Here is a 16,155-nt window from a genome sequence, read left to right on the forward strand (position 1 = left end):
GACACGCCGGGATCCACCCATCTGCTACCAGCTGAGCAGTTCACAATAATTCGGCCGGTCCGGTGATGCCGATACTCTCTTTGCCGTCGGGAAATGCCGCTTTGCCATGGCCGCGAAGTCCGAACGCGAAAACAAGACGACATGCTTGTCTCCGGTAATGTGCCGGTCCGCAAGAAGCGACAAGGTGGCGCGTATTCCACCAGGCTCGATGTCCTTGAGGATGATCTTCCGGCAGGCCCAGCGTTCGCAACTGTTGGCCAGCGATTTGAAGAACGCCTCGCGCCGATCCACCGGTACATGATGAATGACGTCGGAAATCGTGACGACATCGTAAGACCCTTGCACGCTGGAAAGGTCCGTCGCGGGCAGAAGTTCGACCTTCGCCCGATTTGCGTTGCTTAGAAACGCACCGATCGAAGGGGCGAGATCGCACATCGTAATCCTCAGGTCGGGGCGCTGATCGAGCAGCCGGTCGACGAGCGCTCCATCGCCGCCGCCGATATCCAAAACCTTCGCGCCGTTCGGCAATTCGCGATCGAGAAAATCCGCGATTGCATTGAGATTGACGAAAACGCGACGGTAGACGTCTCCGACCGGCTTGAAATGGCGGCCAAGAGCCCTGCGCATGATCTGACCTGGCGGTAGCATTCTTATTCCTCGTTTCCGGAAAATTGTCGTGTGGTTGAGCGAGATGCTGTCGGCGCGGTGGCGGACCGTAGACTGAACCGTGACAAGATAGCCAAATGCGCAACCACAACGTTCCAGATGAGTAACGCCACGGTGGCGATCGGAGACGCGATCGCAACACCAAGGCCAAGCCAGGAACAGAGAAGCACCATCATGGCTACCGAGATCGGGTAGGCCGCAGCCACGCCTGCCGCAAAACGCGCAAATGCCTTGAAGCGCAGCGGTTTGCCGAAGGTGAACCAGCTGTGCAGAGCGTAGCCGGTCGGCGTCACCGCCAGGAATGAAATCATGATGCCCAGCAGGTAGTGCCTGCCCAGCTGATCGACCGTAATCATGATGACATTGTGCGCAATTGCGCATATCGCTCCCACCACAATGTACCGCCGTCCCCGTTCCAGAAGCGGTCTTTCACTCTGGTCCACTGGGATGTCGGCGATCCTGACAGAGCTGGACATCGCCTCAGAAAGCTCCTGTCAGTTTCGCGCGAAGCCGGCACATGACACGCTCACGCAGCCGCGAATCGCGCAAATAGCGCCTCAATCCCGTCGGCCCGAGCGACAGCATGATACGAGCGGCTCGAAGCAAGGCCTTCAAGTCGCCGGCTGACGCAGCCGCCAGCGACACATTAACGCTGATCGATGCCCGAGCAGCAGATTCGATCCGGCGCCGGCTGCGCGCCGAAAGCCGGTCCAAATGGCGCTCCAGGACAGTCTGCATTTGCGAACGGAATTCGTTCGCATCGCGCGATCCGGTTACGGTCAGCAAATCGCCATGAACCCGGAAGGCCGTGGTTATCTCCTGGTGATAAATGACGGGTCCGGAAACGGCGAGCTTCGCCCATATATCCCAATCAGCCGTATACCAGAGCCTCTCATCCATACCCCCGCATGCCAGCCACGCATTCCGACGAAATATCGGAGCAGGCACGGACACGAAATTCTGTACGAGAAGCCGTTCCAGCAAGAAGTCGGATTCGAGCACCTTGTCGCTCGGCAAGGGACAGTTCCAGCATCCCATTCCCCGGCCGTAGCGGTCGACGATCGCAGTCGGGGCCAAGTGAAGCGCTGCTTCGGGCAGGTCCTCGAGCCAGCGTCGCGTGGCCTCGATGCGCCCGGGCAACCAAAGGTCGTCTTGGTGGAGTATGCAGACATAGTCGGCGGCGGCCAGCTCAACGCCCAGATTGGTCTTCGACTGCCAGGGCGCTAGATCCTTTCGCCGCAGCAGCCGGAAGGCCGGCCGGTGGAGAAATCGCTCGACAATGGCGGAAGTAGCGTTTGTCGGGCTGCTGTCGATAATGATTATCTCCAGGCCATCGCTCGGCTCTGCAGCAAGCGAGTCAAGTGTCGCTCCAATCCATGCCGCCCCGTCATGGACCGGCATGACAACCGACAGAAAAGGCTTTGCGGCCGCGCGGCTTGCCGCTTGAATTTCCGCTCGCAAGGCTGCTGGAGGGCTAGAGCTCACGTCTGCTACTCAACGTATCAAGCAGCAATTTGAGCACGAAGCCGGACAGCACCATCGACATGCCGGCCACGCAGATGGTGGTGACTACAAAGGTCAGGTGCACCGATTGCTCCATGGGGCCGCCAATAAGAATCCAATGTAGCGCGAGTGACACATCGGCCGCGAAGCCGGTTGCCGCGAGTACGCCACCGGAAAAAACCAGCCATTCCAAAGGCCGGCCGCGCGTCAGCCATGGCACAATTCGACCGCTGTAGACCGGGTGGTAGATGGCGATTGCCACCTTTGCCAGCATACCGAACAGGATCGCTGAAAGGCCAATCAACGTCGCCATGGCCGAAAGCGCGACGAAGTGAATTCCAAAGTACCATCCGCCGATGCGAACAGGCCCAGCCGCGAGAACGGCAAGGCCGGCAATGCCAGCGATCAACAAGGTCAGCCCAGGCACGAGATACATGGTATCGGGCGCATGGGCTATGATCAGCCGCAGATGTCGCCAACCGTCCCGGAAGGAACGCAGATGCGGCGCGCGGTTGCGCTTGTCGGGGTAGAGCTTGATCGGCACTTCACGAATGGCGAGCCCAGCGCGATGCGCATTGATGATCATTTCCGAAGCGAATTCCATCCCTGGCGAGCGCGCGCCGATTTTTAGAAATGCCTCGCGCGTGAAACCGCGCATGCCGCAATGGAAGTCGCGGACCGGAGAGTTGTGCAAACAGCGAGCGATGGTGGAAAGGACAGGATTGCCGAGGTAGCGATGCAACGATGGCATGGCGCCCGGCTGGATCCCGCCGGCGAACCGGTCGCCCATCACAAGTTCCGCACCCTGTTCCAACGCATCGACGAAATCGCCGAGCTGGCTCCAATCGTAGGAATCATCGGCATCCGCCATGATGAGATATTTGCCTTCGGCCGCTTCGACCGCGGCACTGATTGCCGCGCCATAGCCCTTTACCGGCTGATGAACGACCCGCGCTCCCAGCTTTTGCGCAATCTCCACCGACTTGTCCGCGGATCCATTGTCGCCAACGACGACTTCCCCCTTGATGCCGCGCATCGAGAAGGCATTGAAGGCTTTGCGAATGCAAATGCCGAGCGTCAGTTCCTCGTTCAGGCAAGGAATGATTGCAGAGACGAGAACACGCTCGGTCCCCATGCCGGCCGTGAAAGCAAGCGCGACGTCGTCGATCCGAACCGTCGTGTTGCGCGCGATGCTCTCCATTGCGACCTCTATTCAGGCGTTCTGAGCAGACCAGCCCATTTCACAATTGGCTTGCTGGAGTGTTGCGTATCGAAAATTGATTATTTTTGAATTTACGAAATACTCGGTAGTGTATTTATAGGCGGCGGCAAGCAAAGCTGGTGCGCTGTTGTGGTGCGCGACGCAGCCTGTCGCCTTCGTCCACTCTTTCGGCGACGCGGGTTGCGTTTGTGATTTTCATCAACCCAGGACTGTCAACTATTTCAACGCCTTGGCTTGAGCCATAGCGGAGATTCAATGCGTCGAGAGATCGTCATTTGGCATTGACCCGAAGCCAGCATAAAAGCAAAACCGCGATTTCGGCAGTTCAAGCGAGCTGTTGTCGCAATCCCAAAACGGAGTTTTAAAAATGCTGTTTGCGTTGATTTGCAAGGACAAGCGGGGCAGCCTGCAGGTGCGGGTCGATACGCGACCGGTCCACGTCGCCTTTCTCGAAGGCCTGAACGCCGACAACAAACTGGCCTTTGCCGGCCCGTTCCTCGACGCCGAAGGCAAGCCCAATGGCAGCCTCGTCGTCGTCGAAGCGCCCGATCTCGCCGGTGCGCAGGCGCTGTCGGCTGCCGACCCCTATGCCAAGGCCGGGCTGTTCGAAAGTGTCGAAATCCGCCAGTGGAACTGGACCTTCAACAAGCCGGCGGCTAGTTAGTTCCGACGGCGCCTAGAGCGATCCCAGGAAAAGTGTGTAACGGGTTTCCGTCCGGAATTGCGCAAAAAATAGTAGTTGGAGCAAAGACATGAACTACTGGCTGTTCAAATCCGAACCTTCGGTCTTCTCCTTCGAGGCGCTGAAGGCCAAGGGCAATGCCGGCACGCAGTGGGACGGCGTGCGCAACTATGCAGCGCGCAACAACATGAAGGCGATGCAGATCGGCGATCTCGGCTTCTTCTATCACTCCAATGAAGGGCTGAACGTCGTCGGCATTGCCGAAGTCTGCGGGCTTGCCCATCCCGACAGCACCACCGACGATCCGCGCTGGGAATGCGTCGACATCCGCGCCTTCAAGGATGTGCCGAACCCGCCGACGCTGGAGCAGGTCAAGGCCAATCCGAAACTCGCCGAGATGGCGCTGGTGCGGCTTGGACGGCTTTCCGTACAGCCGGTGACGCCGGCCGAATGGAAGGAAGTCTGCCGCATGGGCGGCCTGACGCCGGCTCCGTGACGGCCCTCACGCCGAACAGCGCGAAAAAGTTCATTCTCGACAACACGGCGCTTATGTCGCCGCCGCATGTGCCGGAGATTGTCCTCAATCTGGCCGACGAAGCGCATGACCTCTGGCAGCGCACGGAGAACGAGCTGATCGAAATCGGCCTGCCGCCGCCGTTCTGGGCCTTTGCCTGGGCCGGCGGTCAGGGCCTTGCCCGCTACGTGCTGGACAATCCGTCGGATGTGCGGGGCAAACGCGTGCTCGACTTCGCCTCCGGCTCCGGCCTTGTCGCCATCGCCGCCGCCAAGGCGGGTGCGGCGCACGTGATCGCCGCCGACATCGACCCGTTCTGCGAAACGGCGATCCGCCTCAACGCAGAGGCCAATGGCGTTGCCATCGACTTTTGCGGCACGGACTGCATCGGCACCGACGCCGGCTGGGACGTGGTGCTGGCGGGCGACGTCTTCTACGACAAATCCTTCGCCGACACGCTGATGCCGTGGTTTTCGACACTGAAGGCGCGCGGCGCTGACATCCTCGTCGGCGATCCGGGCCGCTCCTACATGCCGAAGGCGGGACTGGAGCCGCTCGCCGTCTACGAAGTGGCGGTGACGCGGGCGCTGGAGGACGCCCTTGTCAAGCGCACCACGGTGTGGCGCTTCGCTTGACGGCATTGCCGAACAGGCGTTCCATCGCGCATTGATTTGAAGAATACGCATGTCGTTATCCCAGAACCGTCAGGCTTTGGGCTGCATGCTTGAGGGGAGGACTTTATGGATTTTTCAGTGGTGAACTGGCTGGCGGTGGTTGTCGCGGCCGTCGCGGCGTGGCTGTTTGGCGCGGTCTGGTACACGGTCCTCAGCAAGCCTTGGATGAGGGCGGCCAGGATCGATCCGTCAACGTCAAAGAAATCAATATTGCCCTTCATCATCTCCTTCATCGCCGAGCTGATCATGGCGCTGGTCTTGGCCTTGGTCGTCGGCGCGATGACGGGCGGCGAGCCGGTCCTTGTCGCAGGGCTGGTCTTCGGCTTCGTCCTCTGGCTGGGTTTCGTCGCCACGACGCTGACGGCCAACCATAGCTATGAGAATTTCGGCTGGGACCTGACCCTGATCGACGGCGGCCACTGGCTCGGCGTGCTGTTGATCATCGGCGCGGTGATCGGCTGGTTCGGGACGCCGGTCGCCGGCTGAGGCCTGCAGAAGTCGTCAGGTCTGCGTCCTGGCGACTTCGTCGAGGATCCATTCGCGGAAAGCGATGATGCGCGGATCGTTGGCAGTGCTCTCGGGATAGACCAGGAAGTAGCCGAACTCCGGCCCCACGCGCAGACCGAGTTCAAAGGGCTGCACCAGCCTTCCCTGGGAAAGGTCGTTTGCCACCATGGCGAACTCGGCGAGCGCCACGGCATTGCCGTCGAGCGCCGCCTGCACGGCATCGGTAGAGGTTCCAAACACGATAGTCCGGCTGTCGTCGAAATCGTTGATGCCGGCCGCCGCCATCCACATGCGCCAGTTCGGCCATGTCACGCCTTGGCGCGACCATTCGATATGGGCAAGCGTGTGGTTGAAGAGGTCGCGCGGTTCGCGCAGCGACGGGCCGGAGGTCAGCAGGCTCGGGCTGCACACCGGAATGAGGATGTTGTCGAACAGGCGATGGGCGCGAAGCCCCGGATACTTGCCGACCCCGAACCGGATGCCGACATCGACGTCGTCGAGTTCGAAATCGCGCACTTCGTAGCCGATGTCGAACCTCAGCTCGATACTGGGCTGAAGTTTGCGAAAATCGTCGACGCGCCGCATCAGCCATTTTGACGCGAACTGCGCGTCGAGCGTTACCTTCAGCAATGCCGTGCCGCGCGTCAGCTTGCGCGCCCGCGACACCGCCCGGTTGAGCAGGTCGAGCGCATCGATCGAGGCCTCGAACAGCACCGTACCTGCCTCGGTCAACCGGATGGTACGACTGGTTCGCGTGAACAGCACCAGCCCGAGCTGATCCTCGATTTCCTTGATCTGGTGGCTGACCGCCGCCGGCGTCAGCCCGAGCTCGTCGGCAGCGCGGGTGAAATTGAGGTGGCGGGCGGCGGCTTCCAGAGTCCTCAGCGCGCGCGTTCCGGGCAACAGACGGGACATCACCGTATCCTCAAATAAAACTTGACGATCCGAAAAGAACTACTCGTTTCTCGCATGGATTTCAATGCGGCATGATGCATCCATCGAAACACCATCAAGCCGGATTTGATATCTGGCGGAACACGGAGCGCATCATGTCCATCTTCGTTTTGAACTCGCCAGCAGCTCGCTCGAACTGGTTGCATGCCCTAACGGACTGGCTTCGCCAGGCGAAAGTCGCCATCAACCTGCCGCGCCAGGACGTGGAGGATCTGTCGGATCGCCAGCTGCGCGATGTCGGCGCGCAGCGCAAGGACGTGACGCGGGCCGTGGACCGGGAACTCGGCCGGCTTGGATTGCTGGACACTGGGTGGCAGAAGCCGAGAAGGCGTTAGGCAATGGTGAGTAGTGAGTAGTGAAGGAAACGGCGCCGACACCTCCCTACTCCCTACTCCCTACTCCCTACTCCCTACTCCCTACTCCCTACTCCCTACTCCCTACCTCACCACCCTCACTACCGTCCGGTCCGACACCAGCGGCAACAGCCGCGCCATTGTCCGCGCTGTCACCGCCACGCAGCCTTGCGTCGGTGTGAAGCCTGGGCGCGCCAGATGGAAGAAGATGGCGCTGCCGCGGCCGCGCCGGCGCGGCGCCATGTTCCAGTCGAGCACCAGGCAGGCGTCATAGAGGCGGTCGTCGCGCCGCATTCGCTCATGGCTGGCGCCATAGGGGATTTTCACCGGCCGGTTGTAGTTGCGGTCGTCCGGCACCTCGCACCAGCCGAGATCGGCGCCGATCGGCGCCATCGCCAGCCGGGTTTTGCGGCCGGCCGCGAAATGATCGCCCCGAAAATATCCTGACAAAATCCGCATCTCGCCAAGCGGCGTCGCACCGTCGCCTTCGCGCTTGTTGGCCGAGATACCGCCGCGTCCGAGCGCACAGGCAAACACCTTGCTGCCGGCCTGCAATATCCCCTGGCTGGGGTTGCCCGGCCTCGCCCGAACCACCAGCACACGCAGCCCTTTCGGCAAAATTGCGCCGGCTGCATTGCGATCGCGTTTTTTCTTGTATGATCGTGTCACGGAACAAATCACTGTGATCGGACTGTTGCGCCGGTCAGCTTCCGCATAAATGGGGGGCGGTCAACTGAAAATTCTTTTCAAAACAATGGATTGATCCATGACATCACGTACCATTCTGATCGTTGACGACGATGACGACCTGCGCGGAACCCTCGTCGAGCAACTGGCCCTTTACGAAGAATTCGAAGTCTTGCAGGAAGCGACCGCCGCCAAAGGCGTCGCCGCGGCGCGCGGCGGGCTCATCGACCTACTCATCATGGATGTCGGGCTGCCCGACATGGATGGCCGCGAGGCGGTGAAGATCCTGCGCAAGGGCGGCTACAAGGCGCCGATCATCATGCTGACCGGCCACGATACCGATTCCGACACGATTCTGGGCCTCGAGGCGGGCGCCAACGACTATGTCACCAAGCCGTTCCGCTTCGCCGTGCTGCTCGCCCGCATACGCGCACAACTGCGCCAGCACGAGCAGAGCGAGGACGCCACCTTTTCGGTCGGGCCCTACACGTTCAAGCCCAGCCAGAAGCTTCTGATCGACCAGCGCGGCGGCAAGGTGCGGCTGACCGAGAAGGAAGCCTCGATCATCAAATATCTCTATCGAGCCGACCAGAAGGTGGTCACGCGCGACGTCCTGCTTGAGGAAGTGTGGGGCTACAATTCCGGCGTCACCACGCACACTCTCGAAACTCACGTCTACCGGCTGCGCCAGAAGATCGAGCGCGATCCTTCCAATGCTGAAATTCTTGTGACAGAAAGCGGCGGCTACAAGCTGGTTCCTTAAACTTTTCATTGTTCAATAGGCGGTCGGGGCGGGACTGTTTCGGGGAGGATCCGGCTGGGGGAGCCTGGATCGGCCCGCTGCGCAGATTGAAGTGTTAGAGCGTCCTTTGCGCGTTCAATTGGACGCGCGGCGCTCTAAGGGAGGGATTGGACTGACCGTTCGGGGACGCAGCTAGAGATGGCGCTGGATGACGACATCCGCATCCTGTCCGCCGTGAAGCTCTTTGAGGGTTTCACGCAGGAACAGCTGCGCCTGCTCGCCTTCGGCGCCGAAGCCACCCATCTGCAGGCCGACCGCAAGCTGTACCGCGAGGATGACGAAGCCGACTCGGCCTATATCGTGGTCAGTGGCCGCATCGTGCTCTACCGGGAGCATGATGGCGACCGCATCCCGATCGGCACCGCCGGCCCCGGCACGATCCTCAGCGAACTGGCGCTGATCGCCGACTCAAGACGGCTGACCAGCGCCTCGGCCGAGACCGATTCGGAAGTGATAAGGTTGAGCCGCAAGATGTTTCGCCGCATCCTGGAGGAATATCCCGAGGTGGCGGTGAAACTGCACCAGCGCATCCTCGATGATTTCCAGGCCATGATCGCCCGCATCGAGAAGCTGGCCCCAAGGTTTGGCGGGTAGGTCCCCGCGACCGCGCTCACGCTTGGGTGTGTCGAGATTCAGGTCAGGCCGAGTCGAAAATGGCTGATACCGAGAACCGGAGCGGAGCGTACTCAAAGTACGCGAGCACCGGAAGCGCAGGTATCGGCCATTTGCAGGCCGGCCTCACCTGAATATCGGCCCGCCTAATCCAGGTCGAACCGCGCAATCACCGGCACATGGTCCGAGGGCCGCTCCCAGCCACGCGCCTCTCGCAGGATCTCATAGCCGGCAAAGCTCGGCACCAGGTTCGGTGACGACCAGACATGGTCGAGCCGGCGGCCGCGGTTCGAGGCTTCCCAGTCCCGCGCGCGATAGCTCCACCAGGTGTAGAGCTTCTGCTCTGGCGGCACGTCGAGCCGCATCAGGTCGACCCAGTCGCCGGCGATCCGCATCGCGTCGAAATTTTGCGTCTCGACCGGCGTGTGGCTGACGACGTTGAGCAATTGCTTGTGCGACCAGACATCGTGCTCCTGCGGAGCGATGTTGAGGTCGCCGACCAGGATCGAGGCCGACACCTCGTCATGCGCGGCGCGGATGGCGTTCATCTCGGCAACGAAATCGAGCTTGTGGCGGAACTTGCGGTTGATCTCCGGATCGGGCTCGTCGCCGCCGGCCGGCACGTAGAAATTGTGGACCAGGATTGCCTTGCCGCCGGCCTGCACCTTGACCGACAGATGCCGGCTGTCATCGATCTCGCAGAAGCGCCGTTTCTCGACAATCTCGATCGGCCGCCGCGCCACCGTCGCAACGCCGTGATAGCCCTTCTGGCCATGGAATGCGATGTGCTCGTAGCCGGCCTTGCGGAACGCCTTTTCCGGAAACAGCTCGTCGGGAACCTTCGTCTCCTGCAGGCAAAGCACATCGGGCGCCTGCTCCGTCAGCAGCCGCTCGACGATCGGCATGCGCAGGCGCACGGAGTTGATGTTCCAGGTGGCGATGGAGAAGGGCATGCGGCGGTCCGAACAAGGTCGCCGATCTACTGCCAGCCTAGCGCCACAAACACAAGCCAGCCTTTGCGGGCGGCGGCTCTGATTCAGGTCAGGCCGAGTCGAATGGCGGTCTCCGAGAACCGGAGCGGAGCGTACTTAAACCACGTGAGCACCGGAAGCGCAGGAGATCGCCATTGGCAGGCCGGCCTCACCGCATCTAGCGCTGGTTGGTGTTCAGCTCGCGGTTCGCCGCATAGTCGATGGCAAAGGTGTCCGCAGGGAAGCTGACGCCTTCCTTGGTGTTGTAGATCATCACCGTGGTGTCCTTGCCCTGCGCGTCGGTGATGGTCCACTGGCGCAGATCATAGGATTTCGGATCGAACATCATAGTGATCTTCGAATTGCCGAACACCGACTTGTCGGCAAGCTGGATGGTGGTGAGGTCGCTCTCTTCCTTGATCGATTTCACGCGGCCCCCCGAGAGGTCGATCTTGGTGTCGAGCAACAGCTTCAGCGGCGTCTTCGACAACGGATAGAGATCGGACGTTTTCAGCCGCTTGTTGAGGATGACCACCGACTTGCCGTCGGAAATCACCCGGAAATTCGACTTGCCGTCATAGTTGAAGCGAATCTTGCCTGGCCGCTCAAGGAAGAACTTGCCGCCGGTCTGCTGGTTGTTGGGGCCGAACTGGACGAACTCGCCGCTCATCGATTTGACCGAGGAGAAATGGTCGGCGATCTTTTGCGCCGTCGGCGGCACCGCCGCCTGCGCCGAGGCCAGGAGCTGGAACCCCGGCACGACGTTGATGGCCGCGGCGCCGGCAAGCATCAGGCCAAGGCCGAGCAACTGGCGACGGTTTGGAGCGAAATCGCTGATCGCGGAAAGATCGTTTTTCATGCCGGTCACTCTCGTGTGGTGTGTGTCTCGTTGCAGTCCGTGGACCCCCAGTTAGACTTAAGTTTGGCGGGCCGGACAGCGCTCAGTCGCTGTAACGCGCCAAAAGGTTCAAGGTTGCCGCCGGGCCGTATCGGCTGATCAGAACTTGTCGTCCTCGGTCGGCACCAGGATTTCGCGTTTGCCGGCATGGTTGGCCGGGCCGACAATGCCTTCCTTCTCCATCTTCTCGATGATCGAGGCGGCGCGGTTGTAGCCGATGCCGAGCCGGCGCTGGATATAGCTGGTCGACGCCTTGCCGTCGCGCAGCACGACCGAGACCGCCTGGTCGTAGGGATCGTCGGAATCCTCGAAATTGCTGTTGCCGCCACCGCCAGCGCCGCCCTTGCCCGACGGCTCGTCATCGTCCTCGCCGTCATCCTCGGTGATGGCGTCGAGATATTCGGGCACGCCCTGCAGCTTCAGATGGGCGACGATCTTCTCGACCTCGTCGTCGGCGACGAACGGGCCGTGCACGCGCTGGATGCGGCCGCCTCCGGCCATGTACAGCATGTCGCCCATGCCGAGCAGCTGCTCGGCGCCCTGCTCGCCCAGAATGGTGCGGCTGTCGATCTTCGACGTCACCTGGAAGGAGATACGGGTCGGGAAATTGGCCTTGATGGTGCCGGTGATGACGTCGACCGACGGACGCTGCGTCGCCATGATGACATGGATGCCGGCCGCGCGCGCCATTTGTGCCAGGCGCTGCACCGCGCCTTCGATGTCCTTGCCGGCGACCATCATCAAATCGGCCATCTCGTCGATGATGACCACTATGTAGGGCATTGGCTCGAGATCGAGGTTCTCGGTCTCGTAGATCGCCTCGCCGGTCTGGCGGTCGAAGCCGGTCTGCACGGTGCGCGAGATTTTTTCGCCCTTCTTTTCAGCCAACTGCACGCGCGCGTTGAAGCCGTCGATGTTGCGCACGCCGACCTTGGACATCTTGCGGTAGCGGTCCTCCATCTCGCGCACGGTCCATTTCAACGCCACCACCGCCTTCTTCGGGTCGGTGACCACCGGCGTCAGAAGGTGCGGGATGCCGTCATAGACCGAAAGTTCCAGCATCTTCGGGTCGATCATGATCAGCCGGCAGTCCTGCGGCGTCAGCTTGTAGAGCAGCGACAGGATCATGGTGTTGATGGCGACGGACTTGCCGGAGCCGGTGGTGCCGGCGACCAGCACATGCGGCATCTTGGCGATGTCGACGATCACCGCCTCGCCATTGATGGTCTTGCCCAGCGCCAGCGCCAGCTTGGACTTGGTCGTCTCGAAATCGCGGCTGGCCAGGATCTCCCGGAGATAGACGGTCTCGCGCTTGGCATTCGGCAATTCGATGCCGATGGCGTTGCGGCCGGGCACCACGGCGACGCGGCAGGCAATGGCGCTCATCGAGCGGGCGATGTCGTCGGACAGGCCGATGACGCGCGACGATTTGATGCCGGGCGCCGGTTCCAGTTCATAGAGCGTGACCACCGGGCCGGGCCGTACCGCGATAATCTCGCCCTTGACGCCGAAATCCTCCAGAACGCCTTCGAGCAGGCGCGCATTCTGCTCCAGCGCGTCCTTGGACAGGCTGGCGTCGCGCACCACGTTCTTCGGCTCCGACAGGAAATGCAGCGACGGCATTTCGAATGTTTCCGAGCCGATCAGCGAGGTCTGCGCCTCGCGCTGGACGCGCGCGCCGGGAGCGGGACGCGGCGCAGGTGCAGCGACGCGGGTCGCCGCATCTGACCGGAAGTTTTGCACCTTGGCGTTCGGCGCGGCACGGCGCTGGACCGGCTCGTCGTCGAGTTCGACCTCCTCGTCGCCATTGTCGAAACCGGCATCGAGGACGTCGTCATCGTCCGGATCGACGGAAACGCTGCGGTCATTGACCATGGCGGCGAAGAATTCCGGCTCGACGCGGGCGCGGCCATCCGGGCTCATCCGCGCTTCGGCGAATTCCGCCAATTCGACCCGTTCGGCGGCGCGGCGCCATGCGGTGGAGCGCTGCTCCATCTCCGGCTCGAACTCGTCGCGCTCCTGCTGGCGGCGCACAGCCCGGCGATGCATCCAGGCGCGGAAAGACAGCCACCAGTGGGTAACGGCGCCGAGCGCCAGTATCCCCTCGTCGCCCTCGTCCTCGTCTTCGTCGAAGAGCAGATCGTCCTCTCGGGGATCGGGCTCCGCGGTGCGCTCCATGACGGCAAAGCCGTTCTTGCGCGCAATCAGCGCCGAGCCATAGGCAAACAGCCACAGCGCCGGCGCAATGAGCACCATGGCAATGATGCTGGCAACGATGCCGGTCGGGTAGCCGCCAATGACCACGCCCGGAATATTGAGCACCATGTCGCCGAACACACCGCCGAGGCCGGTCGGCAACGGCCACGTCTTGGGCGGCACCACGCAGCCGGCCATCGCCGCCGCGAGCAGCGCGAAGCCGAACCACGCAAGGCCGCGCTTCGGCAGCCTGTCGACGCCGCGCGCCGAAAACAGGAGAAAGCCCCAGATCACCGCCGGCACCAGGGCGGCGACCGCGGCAAGGCCGAAGAACTGCATGGCGAGGTCGGAGAATACCGCGCCCGCATAACCCATGGCGTTGGTGACGATGTTGGCGGTGGCGTGCGAGAAGCTGGGATCGGCGACGTTCCAGGTCGCCAGCGCCGCGACGCCAAAGGCGACCAGCGCAAACAGGCCGGCGCCGACCAGCCGCCCGACCTGGCGCCGCGCGAATGCCTGGATGCCGTGCCCCGTATCGGTCAGCGCGAGCGGTGCTGAAGCCCCTGAACGCATGCTTCGTTCCCCGTCTGTCATGGACTGGCCGGGCGCATGACGCACTCCGGCAGATTCGGATGTCAGACTATCGGGGGGAAGGTTAAGGCCGCATTAACTATACGCACCCAGAGCCACGGATCTTGCTCACTCCACTGTAGGCAGTCTCAACAGTTCAGAACCAATCCGGTCGACGTCTCCCCGCCGGCGGCCATCACTAGAACGTGATTGCGCAGGGACCGAGGCCTGCCAGCACGGTTGCCAAAAAGAGAGGCCCGGAATGACCCGGGCCTCAAAGCGTGAACTCCTTTCGGGAGCGTCACGACGGGATGGGAGAATGCGGGGCGGCCGAGCCGCCCCGCAAGGCTTACGAGTGGTAGGCCGCTTCGCCATGCGAAGTCAGGTCGAGGCCTTCGCGCTCGGCGTCGGCTGTCGGACGCAGACCGATGATCAAGTCGACGACCTTGTAGAGGATTGCGCTGCCGATGCCCGACCACAGCAGGGTTACCAGGACGCCTTTGCCCTGCGCCAGGAGCTGCGTGGCCGTGCCGGCATAGCCGGCGGCGAAGTCGGCCGTCGAATAGTCGACGATGCCGGCGCCGCCGAGGGCGGGATTGACCAGAATGCCAGTGCCTAGCGCACCGATGATGCCACCGACGCAGTGGACGCCGAAGACATCGAGGCTGTCATCATAGTCGAACGTGTTCTTCACCACCGAGACGAAGAAGTAGCAGACGAAGGTGGCAACGATGCCAAGCACGATAGCGCCCATCGGGCCGGCAAAACCTGCAGCCGGCGTAATCGCGACGAGGCCGGTGACCGCGCCCGAAACAGCGCCGAGCATGGAGGCTTTGCCGCGCAGCAGCGATTCAAGCACGATCCAGGCCACTGCCGCCGCCGCCGTGGCGACGAAGGTGTTGATCATCGCCAGCACCGCATAGGCGTTCGCTTCGAGGTTCGAACCGGCGTTGAAGCCGAACCAGCCGACCCACAGCAATGAAGCGCCGACCATGGTCAGCGTCATCGAGTGCGGCGCCATGATGTCCTTCTTGTAGCCGATGCGCTTGCCGATCATCAGCGCGCCGACGAGACCGGCAATGCCCGCATTGATGTGAACGACCGTGCCGCCGGCGAAGTCGATGGCGCCGAAGCTGAAGATCAGGCCGGACGGGTCGGCATAGGCGCTCGGGCCGCCCCAGAACCAGACCATGTGCGCGATCGGGAAGTAGATTAACGTCACCCATAGGATAACGAAAAGGATCAAGGCGGAGAATTTGACGCGTTCGGCGAATGCGCCGACGATCAGGGCGGGCGTGATGCAGGCGAAGGTCATCTGGAAGACGACGAACACCAGTTCAGGAATGGCGACGCCCTTGCTGAAGGTTTCCGAAAGCGTTGATACGTTGACGCCGGAGAGAAACATCTTCGAAAGGCCGCCGACGAAGGCGTTGCCCGGGGTGAAGGCGAGGCTGTAGCCGTAGAAGACCCAGATGATCATGACCACGCTGGTGATGGTGAAGACCTGCATCAGCACCGACAGCATGTTCTTGGTACGAACCAGGCCGCCGTAGAAAAGCGCAAGGCCGGGAATGGTCATCAACAGCACCAGCACGGTGGAAATCATCATCCACGTGGTGTCGCCCTTGTCGACGGTAAAAGCCGGCGCTGCTGGCGCTGCCGCCGCGACGGCGGGAGCCGCCTCCTGCGCGAAGGCAGCAACCGTGCCCAATGCTCCGAGCGCTAAGGAGCCCAGCAGCGCGGAGCGCGCCACTGACTTCAAGGTGGAAGGTATATTCATTGAACTCTCCATTGGAATACGTGTTCGCCGCTCAAAGTGCGTCGGTGTCTGTTTCGCCGGTACGGATGCGCACCGCCTGATCGATGCCGAAGACGAAGATCTTGCCGTCGCCGATCTGGCCGGTCTTGGCCGCCGCCGTGATGGCTTCGACGGCCTTGTCGACCAGGTCTGTGCTAACCGCGACTTCGATCTTGATTTTCGGCAGGAAACTGACCGCGTATTCCGCCCCGCGATAGATTTCCGTGTGTCCCTTCTGACGCCCGTAGCCTTTGACTTCGGTGACGGTCAGGCCCTGGATGCCGACGGCGGTGAGCGCTTCGCGCACCTCGTCGAGCTTGAACGGCTTGATGATTGCCATCACGATTTTCATAAGGTTTCACCCTTTGCTGTTGCGGTCCCCCGCGTTTGCACACCTTCACCGATCCCAAAAAGCCCGGAGAGTGCCCAACAGGATTCAAGCTCCGTGCCAGTTGCGGAAGCAGGGTGTTAACTCATTGTAAATAAACGGATCGCTCGAGTCCCGGCGCCACGGTGCGCACTGTCAACGGACAGTCACTGATTAAA

The 16,155-nt window shown here is 61.9% G+C and carries 18 protein-coding genes; 7 read left to right on the forward strand and 11 right to left on the reverse strand.

Annotated features, from left to right (window positions below; translation table 11 throughout):
- Positions 1–24 precede the first annotated feature (24 nt).
- Genes AC3CCE_RS11065 through AC3CCE_RS11080 form a run of 4 tightly spaced genes read right to left on the reverse strand, consistent with a single transcriptional unit; the run spans position 25 to position 3,370 of the window.
- A complete protein-coding gene (locus tag AC3CCE_RS11065; RefSeq protein ID WP_352512765.1) occupies positions 25–648 on the reverse strand; it encodes a class I SAM-dependent methyltransferase in 624 nt (207 codons plus the stop codon).
- Positions 649–650: 2 nt separating this feature from the next.
- On the reverse strand, positions 651–1,142 hold the full coding sequence (locus AC3CCE_RS11070) for a GtrA family protein (protein ID WP_352512766.1): 492 nt from the start codon (positions 1,140–1,142) through the stop codon (positions 651–653).
- Between the two features lie 4 nt (positions 1,143–1,146).
- Complete coding sequence (locus tag AC3CCE_RS11075; RefSeq protein ID WP_488377135.1) at positions 1,147–2,151, reverse strand: glycosyltransferase; 1,005 nt, start codon at positions 2,149–2,151, stop codon at positions 1,147–1,149.
- Positions 2,141–3,370, reverse strand: a complete 1,230-nt coding sequence (locus AC3CCE_RS11080) for a glycosyltransferase family 2 protein (RefSeq protein WP_352512769.1) — start codon at positions 3,368–3,370, stop codon at positions 2,141–2,143. The genes AC3CCE_RS11075 and AC3CCE_RS11080 overlap by 11 nt, the downstream gene beginning before the upstream one ends.
- Before the next feature lie 388 nt (positions 3,371–3,758).
- On the opposite strand from AC3CCE_RS11080, the gene AC3CCE_RS11085 reads away from it, so the two are divergent.
- From AC3CCE_RS11085 to AC3CCE_RS11100, 4 genes are all read left to right on the forward strand, one after another.
- Positions 3,759–4,055, forward strand: coding sequence for a YciI-like protein (locus tag AC3CCE_RS11085; RefSeq protein WP_352460307.1), 297 nt, complete (start codon positions 3,759–3,761; stop codon positions 4,053–4,055).
- Between the two features lie 88 nt (positions 4,056–4,143).
- Positions 4,144–4,569 (forward strand): EVE domain-containing protein, encoded by a 426-nt coding sequence (locus AC3CCE_RS11090; protein ID WP_352512771.1) that lies wholly within the window; start codon positions 4,144–4,146, stop codon positions 4,567–4,569.
- On the forward strand, positions 4,524–5,222 hold the full coding sequence (locus AC3CCE_RS11095) for a class I SAM-dependent methyltransferase (RefSeq protein ID WP_352626027.1): 699 nt from the start codon (positions 4,524–4,526) through the stop codon (positions 5,220–5,222). Before AC3CCE_RS11090 ends, AC3CCE_RS11095 begins: the two co-directional genes overlap by 46 nt.
- 105 nt (positions 5,223–5,327) lie before the next feature.
- A complete protein-coding gene (locus tag AC3CCE_RS11100) occupies positions 5,328–5,747 on the forward strand; it encodes a DUF1761 domain-containing protein (protein ID WP_023702381.1) in 420 nt (139 codons plus the stop codon).
- 15 nt (positions 5,748–5,762) lie between these two features.
- Here the strand turns inward: AC3CCE_RS11100 and gcvA are convergent, their stop codons facing one another.
- Positions 5,763–6,683 (reverse strand): transcriptional regulator GcvA, encoded by a 921-nt coding sequence (gene gcvA / locus AC3CCE_RS11105; RefSeq protein WP_023702380.1) that lies wholly within the window; start codon positions 6,681–6,683, stop codon positions 5,763–5,765.
- Between the two features lie 134 nt (positions 6,684–6,817).
- Between gcvA and AC3CCE_RS11110 the strand changes: the two genes are divergently transcribed.
- A complete protein-coding gene (locus AC3CCE_RS11110) occupies positions 6,818–7,057 on the forward strand; it encodes a hypothetical protein (protein ID WP_023818303.1) in 240 nt (79 codons plus the stop codon).
- 102 nt (positions 7,058–7,159) lie between these two features.
- On the opposite strand, the gene AC3CCE_RS11115 is transcribed toward AC3CCE_RS11110, so the two are convergent.
- Positions 7,160–7,696, reverse strand: coding sequence for a L,D-transpeptidase family protein (locus AC3CCE_RS11115; RefSeq protein ID WP_196813612.1), 537 nt, complete (start codon positions 7,694–7,696; stop codon positions 7,160–7,162).
- Positions 7,697–7,841: 145 nt separating this feature from the next.
- Here AC3CCE_RS11115 and AC3CCE_RS11120 point away from each other — a divergent pair, with 145 nt between their 5' ends.
- Together AC3CCE_RS11120 and AC3CCE_RS11125 are read left to right on the forward strand one after the other, a co-directional pair.
- Entirely contained in the window at positions 7,842–8,525 is a 684-nt protein-coding gene (locus AC3CCE_RS11120) for a response regulator transcription factor (RefSeq protein WP_023818305.1), read from the forward strand.
- A 177-nt stretch (positions 8,526–8,702) separates the two neighbouring features.
- Positions 8,703–9,158: a cyclic nucleotide-binding domain-containing protein gene (locus tag AC3CCE_RS11125; protein ID WP_023670494.1), complete on the forward strand. Its 456-nt coding sequence runs from the start codon at positions 8,703–8,705 to the stop codon at positions 9,156–9,158.
- Between the two features lie 164 nt (positions 9,159–9,322).
- Here AC3CCE_RS11125 and xth read toward each other — a convergent pair whose 3' ends face one another.
- The 5 genes from xth to AC3CCE_RS11150 form a co-directional block, all read right to left on the reverse strand.
- Positions 9,323–10,129: an exodeoxyribonuclease III gene (gene xth / locus AC3CCE_RS11130; RefSeq protein WP_023670495.1), complete on the reverse strand. Its 807-nt coding sequence runs from the start codon at positions 10,127–10,129 to the stop codon at positions 9,323–9,325.
- 196 nt (positions 10,130–10,325) lie between these two features.
- The gene (locus AC3CCE_RS11135) at positions 10,326–11,006 is read right to left on the reverse strand and encodes an outer-membrane lipoprotein carrier protein LolA (protein WP_023670496.1); all 681 of its coding nucleotides are present in this window, start codon (positions 11,004–11,006) and stop codon (positions 10,326–10,328) included.
- Positions 11,007–11,144: 138 nt separating this feature from the next.
- Entirely contained in the window at positions 11,145–13,814 is a 2,670-nt protein-coding gene (locus AC3CCE_RS11140) for a DNA translocase FtsK (protein WP_488377136.1), read from the reverse strand.
- 346 nt (positions 13,815–14,160) lie between these two features.
- The gene (locus AC3CCE_RS11145) at positions 14,161–15,591 is read right to left on the reverse strand and encodes an ammonium transporter (RefSeq protein ID WP_023670498.1); all 1,431 of its coding nucleotides are present in this window, start codon (positions 15,589–15,591) and stop codon (positions 14,161–14,163) included.
- Positions 15,592–15,622: 31 nt separating this feature from the next.
- The gene (locus AC3CCE_RS11150) at positions 15,623–15,961 is read right to left on the reverse strand and encodes a P-II family nitrogen regulator (RefSeq protein WP_023670499.1); all 339 of its coding nucleotides are present in this window, start codon (positions 15,959–15,961) and stop codon (positions 15,623–15,625) included.
- Positions 15,962–16,155 lie beyond the last annotated feature (194 nt).

The sequence above is a fragment of the Mesorhizobium sp. P160187 genome (genome assembly GCF_057766425.1).